Below are 16,225 nucleotides of genomic sequence, written 5' to 3'. Positions count from 1 at the left end.
GGACCGTCCCCCCGCTCGGGCCGGCTGCCACTCAGCAGGACGGCTCGGCGATTTCTCCCATCTGACGCCGGTTCATCCCTTTTTTCCCTCCGGCTCGCCCGGCTGCTGCTCCGATCGGGCGATCACCCGGCCCCCGCCCGGGGTATCGCGTGGCACGTCCGCCCCGGTGACCGGACGGCATGCCATGCTGTGCGCACATCGGGCCCGAAGGCCTATCACCCCATTTGTCGGACTGGACGTCCGGACTTCCTCACGAACGGAGTGACCATGGACGCGCTCTCCCGTCGGACTCTGCTGGCCGCGGGCGCCGCCACCGCCGCCACCCTCGCGGCCGGCTGCTCCGGCAGCGGCACGGGCGGCGGGCAGGCGGCGGCCCCCGCACCGGTCGAGGCGGACCCGGCGGCGCGCACCGAGAGCCCCACGGCCGTCCCCAAGCCGCCGGCCACCACCATCGGCGACGGCTCCACCTCGGACACCGGCCCGCAGCCGAACCAGCCGAAGGTCGAGCAGCTGAAGCCCGGTGAGCGTCCGCCGCAGTTCGTGGTGTTCTCCTGGGACGGCGCCGGCGAGCTGGACAACCGGCTCTTCACCCGGTTCCGCAAGCTCGCCCAGGACCACAACGCCTCGATGACCTTCTTCCTCAGCGGGATCTACCTGCTCCCCGAGGGCAAGAAGGACCTCTACCACCCGCCGCAGCACAACGTCGGCGCCTCCGACATCGGGTACCTGACCGACCAGCACATCCACGACACCATCGAGCAGATCGGGGCGTCCTGGCTGGAGGGCCACGAGATCGGCACCCACTTCAACGGGCACTTCTGCGGCGCCAACGGCGGCGGCAAGTGGTCCCCCGAGGAGTGGGACAGCGAGATCGAGCAGGCGATGAACTTCGTCATGAACTGGAAGACCAACACCGGCTTCACCGACCTGCCCGCCCTGCCCTTCGACTACCGCAAGGAGCTGATCGGCGGCCGGACCCCCTGCCTGGAGGGGCAGCGCGGACTGCTGCCGACCGCGGCCAAGCGCGGCTGGAAGTACGACAGCAGCGGCCCCGGCGGGCTGCAGGTCTGGCCGCAGAAGTTCCAGGGCGGCGCGCTGTGGGACTTCCCGCTGCAGTCCGTCCCGTTCCCCGGGCACAGCTTCCAGGTGCTGTCGATGGACTACAACATCATGTACAACCAGTCCGGCAACAACACCAAGGGCGATTCGGGCATGTACCCCGCCTGGCAGACCCAGGCCCGGGACGCCTACCTCGCGGGGTTCGACCGGGCGTACAACGGCAACCGGGCGCCGCTCTACATCGGCAACCACTTCGAGCAGTGGAACGGCGGCATCTACATGAACGCCGTCGAGGAGGTGCTGACCACCATCGCGAGCCGGCCCGAGGTCCGGCTGGTGTCCTTCCGCCAGCTCGTCAACTGGCTGGAGGCGCAGGACCCGGCGGTGCTGCGCAAGCTCCAGGGCCTCAACCCCGGCCAGGCGCCGGCCGGCGGCTGGGAGAGCTTCCTGGGCACCCCCGCCGCCCCGCCGGCCGCACCGGCCCCGGCCACCGCGGCGGCCGGCTGAGCACTCAGGCCCGGGCCTTGGTCCGGCCGCTGACCAGGGCGCCCAGCAGCGCCACCCCGGTCATCGTCAGGAAGATCACCGCGAAGGCACCGGCCGAGCCGGTGCCTTCGGCCCCCTCGTGGGCGGCGGCGAGCGAGCCGCCGCCCAGAGCGCCGAACAGCACCCCCGCCAGACCCACCAGCAGGACGTTGCCCAACGCGTCGCTCATCTGCAGCGAGGCCGAGTTGGCACCGGCCTCCTCGGGGGTGGAGAGCTTCATCATCAGCACGCTGATGCTCGCCACCGCCAGGCCCATCCCGATCCCGCCGACCGCCCAGGCCACCGCGGCCACCCAGGTCGGCACCGCCGGGACGAGCACCAGGGCCGCGCCCGCGATCGCCACCGCGGTCAGCACGAAGCCCGCCCGGATCATCGCGTCGCGGTACTTCTCCGCCCCCGGCCGGCCCTGCAGCCAGGAGCCCAGCGCCCAGGACAGGCCGCCGCTGGTCAGGGTGAGCCCGGCGAGCGTCGGCGACAGGCCGCGCTGGGTCACCATCATCAGCGGGATGAACGCCTCGGCGGCGAAGAACGCCCCCGCGGCGACCCCGCGCAGCAGGATCACGGTCGGCAGCCCGCGGGCGGCCCGCAGGGTCCCGGGCGGCAGCAGCCGCAGGACGGCCGGCAGCAGCAGCGCCGCTCCGGCCACGGCGGGCAGCAGCCCCAGCAGGTCCAGCCGCTGGCCCGCGTACTGCAGCAGTCCGGCGCCGAGCGCGGCCATCGCGGCCAGGCCGCTGCGGCGCCGGTCGAACGGCTCGCCGGTGGCGGCCGGCTGCTCCTTCTCGGACCGGCGCAGCGCCGGGCCCATCACCGCCAGCGGCAGCAGGACCAGCACCGGTACGGCCAGGAACACCCAGCGCCAGCCGAGGTGCTGGGTGACGGCGCCGGAGACCACGGGCCCGATGATCGAGGGCAGCACCCAGGCGGAGGAGAAGGCCGCGAAGACGGCCGGCCGCAACCGCTCGGGGTACGCCCGGCCGACCACCACGTACAGGGCGACGATCACCAGCCCGCCGCCCAGCCCCTGCACCGCGCGGCCCGCCACGAAGGTCCACATGCCCGGCGCCGTACCCGCGACCACCAGGCCGGCACCGAACACCGCGATACCGGTGAACAGCGGCCGCAGCGGGCCGCTGCGGTCGCACCACTGGCCGGAGACGACCAGCGCGAAGAGGGTGGTGGTGAAGTAGCCGGAGAAGGCGAAGGCGTAGAGCGCGATCCCGTCGAGCTGGCGGGCCGCCACCGGCATAGCGGTGTTCACCGCGGTCGCCTCGAAGGCCAGCAGCAGCACCACCGAGACGATGCCGAGGGTCAGCGCCCGGTAGCGGCCGCCCATCACCCCGTCGGAGTCGCTCGTACCAGGGGGGAGCCGGTCGGGGGCAGGGTCGACCGAGGTGGGGGAGGCTGTGGTCATACCCGCCATGGTAAGGCGCAACGGCTCTGGTGACCCCTGACTTATGACCTGATCGGCTACATCGCGAGTCCTAGGCCGCGGGGCCGGCGGCCCGTGCCCGGAGGAGGGTCTCCGGGCCGGCCGCGCCGGAGGGTCAGTGCAGCACCTTGAGGCCGACCACGCCGGAGACGATCAGCAGCAGGCAGCCGATCCGGGCCATCGTGACGGCGTCACCGAGGACGGCCATGCCGTAGAGCGCGGTGCCGACGGCGCCGATGCCCACCCAGACCGCGTAGCCGGTGCCGATCGGGATGGTGCGCATCGCGTAGGCCAGGCCGCCCATGCTCAGCAGCAGGGCGACGGAGAAGACGAGGGTGGGGACGAGCCGGGAGAAGCCCTTGGAGTTCTCCAGGGCGACCGCCCAGACGGTCTCCAGGACGCCGGAGACGAGCAGAACGAGCCAGGCCATGACGGAACCGATCCTTCGCAGTGGTCGACGGCCGGGGTGGCCGCCGGTACTGCGCCGTCTTGTCGTTCCGGGTACGACGCGCTCGTCCGGGGTGATCGCTCACCTGTCTTCGACGGTAGCACGAGCCGCCACACGGAATTTACAAAAGGATATTGACGCACCCCACCCCGTTCCGCATAAGATGAATTCACCGAACAGCGCGACGACAGGAGTTGGACATGAACAGGAAGCCGGTGGCCCTCGCAGCGCCCCGCACCTGTGCCGCTCCCCGGTGTTGTCGCGCCTGTCCCTGCGCCTGAGCGCAGCTTCCCTCCCCCGACGAAGGGCTGAGCCCTCGTCACCCCACGGCCGTGTGCCCGAGTGGTTTAGGGAACCGCCTGCAAAGCGGTTTACACGGGTTCGATTCCCGTCATGGCCTCCCTTTGAATTGCCGGTCGGCAGAAAATTGCCGACCGGCAATTCTTCATGTCATTCTTCGGATATTCCCCGGGAATCCGCCGGTGAGATTCCCCTCCCCCGGCACGCGGCCGGGCCTGCGAGGACGGCCCCGGCCGGCGAATGGCCGCCGCCACGAGGACGCCCTCCCGGCTCCCGCCGAAGCGGGTCCCGGGAGGGCGTCAGAGGCCGGGCGGGCGGTCAGGCGCTGACGGCGTCCTCGGCCCGGATCGGCAGCCGGCCGACCGGGAGACCGGTGGCCGCGCGCACGGCGGCGGCGACGGCGGCGGGGGCGACCACGGCGGGGGCCGCGCTGACGGCCTTGGCGCCGAAGGTGGCGACCACGTCGCGCTCCTCCAGCAGGGCGGCGACCCGGACCTCGGGGGTGTCCAGCGCGGTCGGCAGGCGGTAGCCGGTGAGCGACGGGTTGACCAGCATCCCGCCCTCGGTGCGCAGGTCCTCCAGCAGGGCCAGGCCCACGCCCTGGGCGACGCCGGCCTCGATCCGGTCCTCGATCTGGCGCGGGTTGAGCGCCCTGCCGACGTCCTGGGCGACGGTGACGTCGACCACCCGGACGGCGCCGAGCTCGATGTCCACGTCCACCACGGCCCGCATCGCGCAGAACGCGATGGAGACGAAGGCGTCGCCCTGGCCGGCCTCGTCGAGCGGCTCGGTGGGGTGCGGGCGGCACTGCGCGGTGGCCCAGAGCTCCTTGCCCTCCAGCGCCTCGCCGACCGGCATGCCGAGCACGCCGTCGTAGGAGGTGATCTTGCCGTCGGCGATCGAGAGCAGCTCCACCGACATGCCGAAGTTGGCGGCGATCGGCTGGAGCAGCTGGTGGCGGACCATCAGCGCGGCCCGCTCCACGGCGCCGCCGGAGACCCAGGTGTGCCGGCCGCGGGCGGACGGCCCGGCGATCGACTGGTCGCTGTCGACCGGCGCGATGTAGACCTCGCTGACGCCGAGCACGCTCTGCACGATCTGCCGGGCCAGGGTCGCGAAGCCCTGGCCGGAGTCGACGGCGGCGCAGATCACGGTGGCGTGGTCGCCGCTGACCCGGACGGTCGCGGTGGAGACCTCGTCCTCGCCCTCGGCGCCGAGCATGTGCACCATGCCGACCGCGTAGCCGATGCCGCGCCGCACCGAGGCCGGGTCGCCGGCGCCGCCGGGCCCGCCCGGCAGCAGCCAGTCGGCGTCCGGGTCGTCCACCGGGAGGGCGGGCAGCGGCTCGGAGGCGACGGCGTCCAGCAGGGCGGTGACCGGCGCGGGGCAGGTGACGGCCTGCCCGGTGGGCATCGAGTCGCCGGTGGAGAGCGCGTTGCGGCGGCGGATCTCCACCGGGTCGAGGCCGAGCCGGACGGCGAGCTGGTCGAGCTGGGACTCGTACGCGAAGCAGGTCTGCAGGGCGCCCTCGCCGCGCATCCGGCCGGCCGGCGGGTTGTTGGTGCGGACCGCCCAGGCGTCCACGAACACGTTCGGGCAGACGTAGGGGCCCACCGAGAAGGCGGTGGCGGCGGCCAGCGCCTCGGCGGAGACGTCGGCGTAGGCGCCGCCGTCCAGCAGGATCTGCGCCTCGACCTTCACCAGCCGGCCCTCGGCGTCCGCGTGGTGGCGGTAGCGCAGCAGGGCCGGGTGCCGGGTGGTGTGGGTGTGGAAGGACTCCTCGCGGGTGAGGGTCATCTTCACCGGGCGGCCGGTGCGCAGTGCGAGCAGGGCCAGCGTGACCTGGAAGGAGAGGTCCTCGCGGTCGGCGGTGGCGCCGGGCACGCCGGTGACGACCAGGCGCACCCGGTCGGGCTCCAGGCCGAGGCAGGCGGCGGTGCGGTCGCGGTCGCCGTGCGGGTCGGTGGAGGACAGGTGCAGTTCGACACCGCCGTCGGGGCGGGGCACGGCGAGGCCGGCCTCGGCGCCGAGCGGCGCCGGGTCCTGCCGGCCGACCTGGTAGAGGCCCTCGACGACGATCTCGCCGACCGCCTCCGGGTCCCCGGTGCGCAGCGGAAGGTGGCGGAAGAGGTTGCCGTCCGGGTGCAGCGGCGGGGCGGTGAACGACTGCTCGGGGTCGGTGACGGGCTCCAGCAGCTCGTACTCGACCGCGATCAGGGCGGCGGCCAGCCGTGCGGTGTCGGGGTGCTCGGCGGCGACCGCGGCGACCGGCTCGCCGTGGTGGCGCACCACGCCGGCGGCCAGGATCGGTCGGTCGGCGACCACCGGGCCGTGCGGGGCGCCGTCGTGGCCGCCGTCCGGGCCGGCCGGCAGGTCCTCGGCGGTGACCACGGCGCGGACGCCGGGCAGCGCGAGCGCGGCGGAGGTGTCGACCGAGACGATCCGGGCGTGCGGGTGCGGGGCCCGCAGCACGGCGCCCCAGAGCAGGCCCTCGGCCCACAGGTCGGAGGCGTACGGGTAGATGCCGAGCGCCTTGGGGAGGGCGTCGGTGCGCAGCGGGGAGCTGCCGAGGCCGAAGGGCTCGGGCGGCTCGCCCTCGCCGGCGTCCGGCCGGGCGTTGTCCGCGGGGGGCATTGCCGCGATGTCGCTGGGCGAGGTCATACGTGGCGGTCCTCGGGAATGGAGGTCCCCGAAGGCTGGGGGACGATGCCGTGCGCGGGGTCGGCGCCGTACGGGACGCCCGCCGGGGCGCCGTCGGTCGGGACGCCGTGCGGGGGCGTGGGGGTGTACGGGGTGCCCTGCGCCGGGGTGCCGTCGTAGCCGGTGCCGTCGAAGGCGGTGCCGTGCGAGGGGGTGCTCTCGTAGACCGGGCCGTCGTACGGGGCGTGCTCGAAGTCGGTGGTGTCGTACTCGCCGCTGCGGTAGGCCGGGCCGGGGTAGGGCGTGCCGTGCGGGACGCCCTGCTGGCCGCCGTTCAGCTGGCCGTTCTGCTGGCCGCCGTTCTGCTGGACGCCCTGCTGACCGGGGACCTGGTAGGGCATTCCCTCGTACGGGGTCTCCTGGTAGCCGGGCGCGCCGGGCAGGTAGGTGCCGTGCGCGGGAGTGCCCGAGTAGGCCGCCTCGGGGTAGCCGGGCTGCTGGTAGTAGACCTGGCCGTTGGGCTGGCCCGGGTGCTGGCCGGTGTGCTGGCCGTTCTCCTGGCTGTTGTGCTGGCCGGCGGGGCCCTGCTGGGTCGGGAAGGACGGCACCGGCGGCAGCACCGCGGTGTCGTACACGCCGGCGTCGTAGGACGCGCCGGGCTGCCCGCCCTGCTCGTGGCCGCCGTAGGCCATCCCCATGCCGGTGCCGGTGCCGGCGGCGGTCGGCTGTCCGGCCGGGCCGGTGCCGTCGCCGTAGGGGCCGGCACCCGGCTGCCCGTGGTGCCCTTGCTGCCCCCGGTGCCCGGTGGGCGGCTGTTCGGCCGCAGGCGGCTGCGGGACGTGCTCGACCCAGGCCTCGGAGTCCGCGTAGACCGGAAGCTCGCCGGCCAGCGGGACGTCGGCGGAGGACTGCTCGGTGGCCACCGGGGCCGGGGCGGGCCGCTCGGCGGCGCTCTCCTCGGCCGGCGCGGAGCCCTCCTCGGCCTGCTCGGCCTCCGCCGCGCGCGCCTCGGCGACGGTCTGCACCGCCGCCAGCACACCGCGGTAGCCGGTGCAGCGGCAGAGGTTGCCGCAGAGTGCCTGGCGGGCCTCGACCTCGCTGGGCCGGTGGTTGCGCTGCAGCAGGTCGTGCACGGCCATCGCCATGCCGGGGGTGCAGTAGCCGCACTGCACCGCGCCCGACTCGGCCAGCGCCTGCTGGACGTCGCTGGCGGCGCCGCCGGCCGAGAGGCCCTCGACGGTGTTGATCTCGCTGTCGGCGGCCAGCGCGGCCGGGACCAGGCAGCCGGCCACCAGCTGGCCGTCCACCTGCACCGAGCAGGCCCCGCACTCGCCCTGCTCGCAGCCGTCCTTGGCGCCGGCCAGGCCGAGCCGCTCGCGCAGCACGTAGAGCAGGCTCTCGCCGATCCAGGCGTCGGTGACGGGGCGCTCGAAGCCGTTGACCCGCAGCGTGTACGAGGCGCAGGGGCGCATCTCCGCACTCACCGGCGGGGCCGGGTCGAGCGGGCCGGAGTCAAGAGATTCGGTGGTCACTTCAGCGCCCTTCCCAGTGCCCGGCGGGCCAGCACCGATACGGTACGCCGCAGCCGGACGGCGGCGGCGGTCGGCCCCTCGGTCACGGCCTCCCAGGGGCCCTCCGCGGCGTAGCTGTCGGGGACGCAGGCGGCGGCCACGTACTCGCCGAAGGCCGCGGTCGCGGCGGGGTCGATCTCGCGCGAGCCCTCCCAGTCGATGCAGCTGGCGACCCAGGTCTCGGCCTCCAGCGGCCGCAGCGGCACGGGTGCGACGGCGCCCACGGCGCAGCGCACGGCGCGGCGGGCCGGGTCCAGCACGACGGCGACGGAGGCGGTGGCGCGGGCCGGGCCGCTGCGGCCGGTGGCCTTGAGGAAGACCTGGGGGGCGTGCAGCAGCGGGACCCGCACCCAGGTGAGCAGCTCGCCGGGGCGCAGCGGGTCCAACCCGGTCAGCAGGTGGCTGACCGGGACCTCGCGGGTGGCGCCGGGCCGCGCGAGGGTGGCGGTGGCTTCGAGGGCGGCGAGCACCGGGAGGGTGTCGCCGGCCGGGGCGGCGGTGGCGATGTTGCCGCCGAGGGTGCCGACGTTGCGCACCTGCGGGGGGCCGGCGGTGCGCGCGGCGTCGGCGAGCGCCGGGATGAGGGCGGCGAAGTCGGGGCGGTCCATCCGGGCGTGGGTGAGGCCGGCGCCGAGGACGGCGGTGCCGCCGTCCTCGTAACGCCAGCCGCGCAGCTCGGTGATCCGGCCCAGGCCGATCAGGGCGGCGGGGCGCAGCCGCCCTGCGTTGACGGCCTCCATCAGGTCGGTGGCGCCGGCCACCGGTACCGCGGCCGGGGTGGCGGCAAGCGCCTCGACGGCCTCGTCGAGGGAGGCCGGCAGCATGATCGTCCGGTTCACCTGGGTCCCACCGTGCTCCACTTGCTCATCGACGACCCGCCCCCGTCTGGCAGCACGGCCTGGCCCGTAGGGTACGGGCGATCGGGCAGGGTTGGGCAACTCTGGCACACAATGCTTGATGATCATTTCTGGGCCGGTGGACAGGTGTGCCCGATTGTGGCTGAAACCAGCCGGTATCAGCTCCGGTCCGGTACGAACCGGAGCCGATTGTTCACCTTTTCTTGACGCACGACGACCGGGTCGAAGTTCCCGGCGCCGGCGTCACACCTGCGGCGTCCCGGTCACACCTGCGGCGGCGCGCCCTCGATCGGGCGGCCCAGCACCCCGGGCCACCGCTGCCACGGGTGCGGGCCCGCCGCCGGGCGGTACTCGACGCCGAGCGCGTCCAGCCGGGCCAGGTGGGCAGTCATCCGCCGCTCGAAGCCCGCCCAGTCGCGCGCCGCCGGGTCGACCGGCAGGCGGGACCACGCCACCTCGGCGAAGGCCGCCAACCGGGGGAAGGCCCGGTAGTCGATGTCCCGGGCGCTGTCCATGAACTCGGTCCAGAGGTTGGCCTGGGTGCCGATCACGTGCCGGGCGGCGACCTCGTCCAGCTCGGCCGGCACCGGCTCGAAGCGGTAGACGTCCTCCAGCGAGCGGACCCAGCCGACCGGGATCGGCTCGTCGTCGCCGGGCGCCTGCCGGTGGTCCAGGTACACGTGCTGCTCGGGGCACATCACCACGTCGTGCCCGGCCTTCGCGGCCGCCACCCCGCCGCCGTAGCCCCGCCAGGAGGACACCGTGGCGCCGGGCGCCAGGCCGCCCTCCAGGATCTCGTCCCAGCCGACCAGCCGGCGGCCGCGCCCGGCGAGCCAGCCGTCGAAGTGCCGGATGAACCAGCTCTGCAGCTCGTCCTCGTCGGCCAGCCCGAGCTCCTTGATCCGGTCCTGCGCGGCGGCACTGGCCCGCCACTGCTCCTTGGGGCACTCGTCGCCGCCGAGGTGGATGTACTCGGACGGGAAGATCTCCAGGACCTCCTCCAGCACCCCCTCCAGGAAGCGCAGGGTGTCGTCGGAGACGTTGAACACGTTCGGGCTGACACCCCAGTCGGTCCAGACACCGAGGGACGCGGTGTCCACCACGTCGCCGTTGCCGAGCTCCGGGTAGGCGGCGACGGCCGCCTGCGCGTGGCCGGGCAGCTCGATCTCGGGGACGACGGTGATCTGCCGCTCGGCCGCGTACGCGACGATCTCGCGCAGGTCGTCCTGGGTGTAGAAGCCACCGTGCGGACGATCGTCCCGGCGCTGCCCGGCCCGGTAGCCGGTCATCGAGCGCTCCCGCCAGGAGCCCGCCTGGGTGAGCCGCGGGTACCGCTTGATCTCGATCCGCCAGCCCTGGTCGTCGGTCAGGTGCAGGTGCAGGACGTTGAGCTTGTGGACGGCCATCAGGTCCAGGAAGCGCAGCACGTCCGACTTGGGCAGGAAGTGCCGGGAGACGTCCAGCAGGACGCCGCGCCAGGCGAACCGCGGCGAGTCCTCGACGTCGCCGCCGGGCAGCACCCAGCCGGTGCGGCGCAGCGGCGCCCGGCGGTAGGCGTCGGGGCCGAGCAGCTGGCGCAGGGTCTGCGCCCCCCAGAGCGCCCCGGCGGGGCCGCCGGCGGTGATCACGGCCCGGTCCGCCCGGACGGAGATCCGGTAGGCCTCGGCGTCCAGCGTGTCGTCGAGGGTCAGCTCGACGCCGGCCGCCGAGCCCGGCGGGGCCGGGCGCAGCGCCAGCCCGGTCGCCGCCGTGAGGGCGGTGCGCAGCCACTGCTCGACCGGCTCCAGGCCGGGCGCGGCGGTGAGCGTGGTGTCCTGGTCGAGGAGGAGGTCCTGGTCGGCGAGGCGGACAGAACTCAGCGGGGCAGGGATGAGGTCCATGCCGCCATCCTGCCCCGCCGAACCCGAATGGCATAGACCAATCAGGGGATCGATTCGACCGGGCCGCAGGATCGATCCGCCTTTGATCTGCGCAGGTCAGCCGTTGTCCTTGCCGCCGCCCTTGCCGTCGGCCGGCTGGCCGATGCCGTCGTAGATCTCCTTGCACATCGGACAGACGGGGTACTTCTTCGGGTCACGACCCGGCACCCAGACCTTGCCGCACAGCGCCACCACGGGAGACCCGGAGAGCGCGCTCTCCATGATCTTGTCCTTCTGGACGTAGTGCGCGAAGCGCTCGTGGTCGCCGTCCCCGTGGGACACCTGCGGGACGGGCTCGACCAGGGTGCCGGTGCCGAGGCCGCGCTCGGGCTCAAGAGTGCTCATGAGTGCCAAGTCTATGGGGGCGCCGCGAGGGCGGGCCAGTGTGCGGCGGCGGCGGCCCGCCGCCGGGCCGCGGCTCAGTTCAGCGTCGGGTCCTCGGGGTACGTCGCCAGCAGCGCCAGCGGCCCCCGCTGGCGCCGCAGCACCGCGCGCCAGAGCCGCTCCGGCTCGGGACTGGAGATGTCACCCGGCTCGCAGTCCACCAGGTACCAGGCGCCCTCGGCGATCTCCGCCTCCAGCTGGCCCGGGGACCATCCCGCGTACCCCGCGAAGATCCGCAAGCCCCCCAGCTCCCCCGCCAGCACCTCCGGCGGCGCCTCCAGGTCGACCAGGCCGATCGCACCGTGCACCCGCCGCCACCCGAGCGGCTCGGCCTGCCCCGGCTCGCCCGGTGCCACGGCCAGGCCGAGCGCCGCGTCCAGCGCGACCGGGCCGCCCTGGAAGACCACCGCGGGCTGCCCGACCATCGCGCCCCAGCCGTCCAGCACCGCCCCCACCTCGATCGGCGTCGGGTGGTTCAGGACGACGCCGAGCGCCCCCTCGGCATCGTGGTCGAGGAGGAGCACGACGGCCCGCGCGAAGTTGGGATCGGTGAGCACGGGAGTCGCGACGAGCAGCCGGCCGGTGTGCGAGTGCGCCGCGGTCATGCCTCACATGATCCCGCAGGAGAGCCCCTCCGGGGCACCTCAACACGAAACCCCGCAGGGCCCGTCGGCCACCCGTACGGCCCCCTGCGGGGGCGCGGCACCACCCGGAGAGAGCACCATCACCACAGGAGCAGACGGGAACCAATCACACGCCTACTACCATCTACTGATGGTGGACGCCCTTTCGCGGCGGAAACTCGCTCGCCCGGGCCCCACAGCCGCCCGATCGACCCCACCACGCCAGGCTCTCCCGCGGAGCCCGGACCCGACCTCTGGCACCCCGGATTGCGAGAACGATGACCGACGACGTCCTGCTGGTTCACGGCGGAAACCCGCTCGAAGGCGAGATCCGGGTCCGCGGTGCGAAGAACCTGGTCCCCAAGGCCATGGTCGCCGCCCTGCTCGGGCAGGGCCCCAGCCGGCTGCGCAACGTCCCGGACATCCGCGACGTCAAGGTCGTGCGCGGCCTGCTGCAGCTGCACGGTGTGACCGTGCGTACCGGCGACGAGGACGGCGAGCTGATCCTCGACCCCTCGCACGTCGAGAGCGCCAACGTCGCCGACATCGACGCGCACGCGGGCTCCTCGCGGATCCCGATCCTGTTCTGCGGGCCGCTGCTGCACCGCCTCGGCCACGCCTTCATCCCGGGCCTGGGCGGCTGCGACATCGGCGGCCGGCCCGTCGACTTCCACTTCGAGGTGCTGCGCCAGTTCGGCGCCACCATCGAGAAGCACCCGCAGGGCACCTACCTGGTGGCCCAGCAGCGACTGCGCGGCACCAAGATCGAGCTGCCCTACCCCTCGGTCGGCGCGACCGAGCAGGTCCTGCTCACCGCCGTCCTCGCGGAGGGCGTCACCGAGCTGCGCAACGCCGCCATCGAGCCGGAGATCGTCGACCTGATCTGCGTGCTGCAGAAGATGGGCGCGATCATCTCGCTGGGCACTGACCGCACCATCCTGATCACCGGCGTGGACGAGCTGGGCGGCTACAACCACCGCGCCCTGCCGGACCGCCTGGAGGCCGCCTCCTGGGCCTGCGCGGCGCTGGCCACCCGGGGCGACATCTACGTCCGCGGCGCCGACCAGATCCCGATGATGACCTTCCTCAACACCTTCCGGAAGGTCGGCGGGGCCTTCGAGGTCGACGACGAGGGCATCCGCTTCTGGCACCCGGGTGGCGAGCTCAAGGCGATCGCCCTGGAGACCGACGTGCACCCCGGCTTCCAGACCGACTGGCAGCAGCCGCTGGTGGTCGCGCTGACCCAGGCCAGCGGCCTGTCGATCGTGCACGAGACGGTCTACGAGTCGCGGCTCGGCTTCACCAGCGCGCTGAACCAGATGGGCGCGCACATCCAGCTCTACCGCGAGTGCCTGGGCTCCACGCCGTGCCGGTTCGGCGCGCGCAACTTCCAGCACTCGGCGGTCGTCTCCGGGCCGTCGAAGCTGATCGGCGGCGAGCTGGTCATCCCCGACCTGCGCGGCGGTTTCTCGTACCTGATCGCGGCGCTGGCCGCCGAGGGCACCTCCACCGTGCACGGGATCGACCTGATCAACCGCGGCTACGAGAACTTCATGGACAAGCTCCGTGACCTCGGCGCCCACGTCGAGCTGCCCAGCGAGGAGCTGGTGACGGCCTGACCGCCCGTACGAAGGCCGGTGGCCGGCTCCCCTCGGGGAGCCGGCCACCGGCCGTTCCACGCCCGTTCACCGGGCCGTACGACGCCGCCGGGGGCGGACCGACTCGCATCGGTCCGCCCCCGGCGGTTCACAGCTGCTGCGGGGCTCCTGGGAGCCTGCGGCGTCAGGCGCCCTTGGCGGCTTCCTTCAGCTTGGAGCCGGCGCTGACCTTGGCGCTGTAGCCGGCCGCGATCTGGATCGGCTCACCGGTCTGCGGGTTGCGGGCGGTACGGGCCGCGCGGTGGGTGCGCTCGAAGGTCAGGAAACCGGGGATGGTGACCTTCTCGTCGCCCTTGGCGACGACCTCGCCGACGATCTCGGCGAAAGCGGCCAGAACGGCGTCGGCGTCCTTGCGGGTCACCTCGGCGCGCTCGGACAGCGCGGCCACCAGCTCACTGCGGTTCATGTGTACTCCTGTGGTCTGTTCGCGTTGCGGTGTGCAGGGGACCCAGCGGTCGTCCCTCCGGGGGCACCCGGGTGGCCGCTGGTCCGCACACTGTGCTCATTCAGGCATGGGGTCGGTCAGGGGTCGGCTCGTACCCCGAGCCGCGCGCCGTGCATTTTCTGCCCGCGTGCCTGCCTGGGTACGAATCCTGCCCCGACCGGGCCCGAGAAAGCCAATCGGGCCCCGGCGCTGTTGACCCGAACAGCGCCCGCCCGTCGAAGCGGTGACGCTCCGTCGGCTCCGGTGCACCGGAGCGGGCGGCGGTCGGGACGACACGCCGGTAGGCCGGGGGGACGTTCCGTACTTGTCGGACACGCCTGCCCCGTTCAGGGCTACCGTACGCCCTGGCGCGGACAAGCCCAAACACGCCCCTCGCCCTTGTGTCGCAAGGGTTCGGGCCCGACTCGGACGGGTAGGGTCGCGAGTCGGTCATTTGCCCGGCGGCGTGACACCCCTGACGGCCCGCTCCGGACCGGCCGGCTCAGAGCTCGACGGCCGGGAAGGACGAGGTGTCGAGCGTCCCGACGAAGCCCGGGGTGGGCCGGTCGCGGGCGGGCTCGCGCGGGCCGGCGTTGGCCAGCGCGGCCTCGCGCACGGCCGCGGCGACGGTCTTGGCCACGTCCGGGTGGAAGACGCTGGGGATGATGTAGTTCGCGTTCAGCTCCTCGTCCGCGACCGTGGTGGCCAGGGCGCGGGCGGCGGCGAGCATCATCTCGGTGGTCACGTGGCGGCTCTGGGCGTCCAGCAGGCCGCGGAAGACGCCCGGGAAGACCAGCACGTTGTTGATCTGGTTCGGGAAGTCGCTGCGGCCGGTGGCGACCACGGCGGCGCTCTGCCGGGCGACGGCCGGGTCGACCTCGGGGTCGGGGTTGGCGAGCGCGAAGACGACCGCGTCCTTCGCCATGGTGGCGAGGTCGTCGCCGTCCAGCAGGTTGGGGGCCGACACGCCGATGAAGACGTCGGCGCCCGCCACGGCCTCCTTGAGGCTGCCGGTGCGGCCGGAGCGGTTGGTGTGCTCGGCGATCCAGCGCAGGCTGTCGTTGAGGTCGTCGCGGCCGCCGTGGACCACGCCGCGCACGTCCGCCACGGTGGCGTGCTCGACGCCGGCCGCCAGCAGCAGCTTGAGGATCGCGGTGCCGGCCGCGCCGGCGCCCGACATCACCACCCGGATCTCGGAGATGTCCTTGCGGACCACCTTCAGCGCGTTGGTGAGCGCGGCGAGCACCACGATCGCGGTGCCGTGCTGGTCGTCGTGGAAGACCGGGATGTCCAGGGCCTCGCGCAGCCGGGCCTCGATCTCGAAGCAGCGCGGCGCGGAGATGTCCTCCAGGTTGATGCCGGCGAAGCCCGGGGCGATGGCCTTGACGATCGCCACGATCTCGTCGGTGTCCTGGGTGTCCAGGCAGAGCGGCCAGGCGTCGATGCCCGCGAAGCGCTTGAACAGGGCGGCCTTGCCCTCCATCACCGGCAGCGCGGCGGCCGGGCCGATGTTGCCGAGGCCCAGCACCGCGGAGCCGTCGGTGACCACGGCGACGCTGTTGCGCTTGATGGTGAGCCGGCGGGCGTCCTCGGGGTTCTCGGCGATCGCCATGCAGACCCGGGCGACACCCGGGGTGTAGATCATCGAAAGGTCGTCGCGGTTGCGGATCGGCAGCTTGGACGACATCTCGATCTTGCCGCCGAGGTGCATCAGGAACGTACGGTCGGAGACCTTGCCGATGGTGACGCCGTCGATCGCGCGGAGCTTCTCGACGATCTCCTCGCCGTGCGCGACCGAGGAGGCGGCCACGGTGACGTCGATCCGCAGCGCCTCCAGGCCGGAGGCGGTGACGTCGAGGCCGGTGACCGAGCCGCCGGAGGACTCCACCGCGGTGGTGATGGAGCTGACGGCACTGCCCGAGGCCGGGACCTCCATCCGCACCGTGATCGAGTTGGAGACACTGGGCACGGTCGCCATCGACGTCCTTCTTCCGTCCACTGAGGGTATGACTCTGAGGGTCTGCACAGCGGGGCTCCTTCAACAAAATGTTGAAGATCGCGCCCAGCGCATGCTAGACCTCGATCGTCGCACCTACCAGGGGGTACGCAGAAATAAAGTTCATTGAGTGTCCGGACTCCACAAAAGAGTCTCCGGCCGGCGGAACCTCGCACCGGAAATCCGCCGCGTGCCCTTGGCGTCCGGGGCGGATGCGTTACATTGGACGGGACACCGGCTCGATCCAAGCCCCCGGGCCCAACCTTAGTCGCTTCGAGCGACCACTTGCCGCGAGGCGAGCATGGCGGGTCGGTGTCACCAACGTCGTGCGAAGGCCCCCACCACCGGTGGGGGCCTTCGCCGTTGACGGA

12 protein-coding genes, 1 tRNA gene and 1 riboswitch are annotated in these 16,225 nt (G+C 73.3%); of the genes, 3 read left to right on the top strand and 10 right to left on the bottom strand.

The features are described 5' to 3' along the window. Positions 1–267: 267 nt before the first annotated feature. A complete protein-coding gene (locus OG689_RS25845; RefSeq protein WP_266323256.1) occupies positions 268–1,566 on the top strand; it encodes a hypothetical protein in 1,299 nt (432 codons plus the stop codon). A 4-nt stretch (positions 1,567–1,570) separates the two neighbouring features. Here OG689_RS25845 and OG689_RS25840 read toward each other — a convergent pair whose 3' ends face one another. Both OG689_RS25840 and OG689_RS25835 read right to left on the bottom strand, forming a co-directional pair. Beyond that, a complete protein-coding gene (locus OG689_RS25840; RefSeq protein WP_266323255.1) occupies positions 1,571–3,016 on the bottom strand; it encodes an MFS transporter in 1,446 nt (481 codons plus the stop codon). 133 nt (positions 3,017–3,149) lie between these two features. Continuing rightward, the gene (locus OG689_RS25835) at positions 3,150–3,464 is read right to left on the bottom strand and encodes an SMR family transporter (RefSeq protein WP_266323254.1); all 315 of its coding nucleotides are present in this window, start codon (positions 3,462–3,464) and stop codon (positions 3,150–3,152) included. 48 nt (positions 3,465–3,512) lie between these two features. Then, positions 3,513–3,572, bottom strand: a riboswitch (guanidine-III (ykkC-III) riboswitch). A 238-nt stretch (positions 3,573–3,810) separates the two neighbouring features. On the opposite strand from OG689_RS25835, the gene OG689_RS25830 reads away from it, so the two are divergent. Beyond that, positions 3,811–3,882, top strand: a tRNA-Cys gene (locus OG689_RS25830). A gap of 218 nt (positions 3,883–4,100) precedes the next feature. Here the strand turns inward: OG689_RS25830 and OG689_RS25825 are convergent. From OG689_RS25825 to OG689_RS25800, 6 genes are all read right to left on the bottom strand, one after another. After that, positions 4,101–6,416, bottom strand: coding sequence for a xanthine dehydrogenase family protein molybdopterin-binding subunit (locus OG689_RS25825; protein WP_266327433.1), 2,316 nt, complete (start codon positions 6,414–6,416; stop codon positions 4,101–4,103). Between the two features lie 23 nt (positions 6,417–6,439). Then, positions 6,440–7,954 (bottom strand): 2Fe-2S iron-sulfur cluster-binding protein, encoded by a 1,515-nt coding sequence (locus OG689_RS25820; RefSeq protein ID WP_266323253.1) that lies wholly within the window; start codon positions 7,952–7,954, stop codon positions 6,440–6,442. Then, on the bottom strand, positions 7,951–8,817 hold the full coding sequence (locus OG689_RS25815; protein WP_073923132.1) for a xanthine dehydrogenase family protein subunit M: 867 nt from the start codon (positions 8,815–8,817) through the stop codon (positions 7,951–7,953). The genes OG689_RS25820 and OG689_RS25815 overlap by 4 nt, the downstream gene beginning before the upstream one ends. Before the next feature lie 296 nt (positions 8,818–9,113). Continuing rightward, positions 9,114–10,730, bottom strand: a complete 1,617-nt coding sequence (locus OG689_RS25810; protein WP_266323252.1) for a beta-N-acetylhexosaminidase — start codon at positions 10,728–10,730, stop codon at positions 9,114–9,116. A gap of 96 nt (positions 10,731–10,826) precedes the next feature. Continuing rightward, positions 10,827–11,114, bottom strand: coding sequence for a DUF3039 domain-containing protein (locus OG689_RS25805; RefSeq protein ID WP_073923022.1), 288 nt, complete (start codon positions 11,112–11,114; stop codon positions 10,827–10,829). A gap of 74 nt (positions 11,115–11,188) precedes the next feature. Continuing rightward, positions 11,189–11,758 carry a YqgE/AlgH family protein gene (locus tag OG689_RS25800; RefSeq protein WP_266323251.1) on the bottom strand — a complete coding sequence of 190 codons (570 nt, stop codon included), beginning with the start codon at positions 11,756–11,758 and terminating at the stop codon, positions 11,189–11,191. A gap of 296 nt (positions 11,759–12,054) precedes the next feature. On the opposite strand from OG689_RS25800, the gene murA reads away from it, so the two are divergent. Further along, positions 12,055–13,395 (top strand): UDP-N-acetylglucosamine 1-carboxyvinyltransferase, encoded by a 1,341-nt coding sequence (gene murA / locus OG689_RS25795; protein ID WP_266323250.1) that lies wholly within the window; start codon positions 12,055–12,057, stop codon positions 13,393–13,395. Between the two features lie 163 nt (positions 13,396–13,558). Here murA and OG689_RS25790 read toward each other — a convergent pair whose 3' ends face one another. Together OG689_RS25790 and OG689_RS25785 are read right to left on the bottom strand one after the other, a co-directional pair. Then, on the bottom strand, positions 13,559–13,840 hold the full coding sequence (locus OG689_RS25790; protein ID WP_030059737.1) for an HU family DNA-binding protein: 282 nt from the start codon (positions 13,838–13,840) through the stop codon (positions 13,559–13,561). A 520-nt stretch (positions 13,841–14,360) separates the two neighbouring features. Continuing rightward, a complete protein-coding gene (locus OG689_RS25785) occupies positions 14,361–15,836 on the bottom strand; it encodes an NAD-dependent malic enzyme (protein WP_266323249.1) in 1,476 nt (491 codons plus the stop codon). Positions 15,837–16,225: the final 389 nt, after the last annotated feature.

Origin of the sequence: Kitasatospora sp. NBC_00240, assembly GCF_026342405.1 — a bacterium.
GTDB lineage: Bacteria > Actinomycetota > Actinomycetes > Streptomycetales > Streptomycetaceae > Kitasatospora.
The sequence above is the reverse complement of the archived record's forward strand: the minus strand, read 5'-3'. Positions and strand labels throughout refer to the sequence as shown.

Excerpts from the sequence above, each read along its gene's own strand:
- OG689_RS25845 (WP_266323256.1), top strand. The coding sequence starts at position 268 with ATGGACGCGCTCTCCCGTCGGACTCTGCTGGCCGCGGGCGCCGCCACC.
- OG689_RS25840 (WP_266323255.1), bottom strand. The coding sequence starts at position 3,016 with ATGACCACAGCCTCCCCCACCTCGGTCGACCCTGCCCCCGACCGGCTC.
- OG689_RS25835 (WP_266323254.1), bottom strand. The coding sequence starts at position 3,464 with ATGGCCTGGCTCGTTCTGCTCGTCTCCGGCGTCCTGGAGACCGTCTGG.
- OG689_RS25825 (WP_266327433.1), bottom strand. The coding sequence starts at position 6,416 with ATGCCCCCCGCGGACAACGCCCGGCCGGACGCCGGCGAGGGCGAGCCG.
- OG689_RS25815 (WP_073923132.1), bottom strand. The coding sequence starts at position 8,817 with ATGCTGCCGGCCTCCCTCGACGAGGCCGTCGAGGCGCTTGCCGCCACC.
- OG689_RS25810 (WP_266323252.1), bottom strand. The coding sequence starts at position 10,730 with ATGGACCTCATCCCTGCCCCGCTGAGTTCTGTCCGCCTCGCCGACCAG.
- OG689_RS25805 (WP_073923022.1), bottom strand. The coding sequence starts at position 11,114 with ATGAGCACTCTTGAGCCCGAGCGCGGCCTCGGCACCGGCACCCTGGTC.
- OG689_RS25800 (WP_266323251.1), bottom strand. The coding sequence starts at position 11,758 with ATGACCGCGGCGCACTCGCACACCGGCCGGCTGCTCGTCGCGACTCCC.
- murA (WP_266323250.1), top strand. The coding sequence starts at position 12,055 with ATGACCGACGACGTCCTGCTGGTTCACGGCGGAAACCCGCTCGAAGGC.
- OG689_RS25790 (WP_030059737.1), bottom strand. The coding sequence starts at position 13,840 with ATGAACCGCAGTGAGCTGGTGGCCGCGCTGTCCGAGCGCGCCGAGGTG.
- OG689_RS25785 (WP_266323249.1), bottom strand. The coding sequence starts at position 15,836 with ATGGCGACCGTGCCCAGTGTCTCCAACTCGATCACGGTGCGGATGGAG.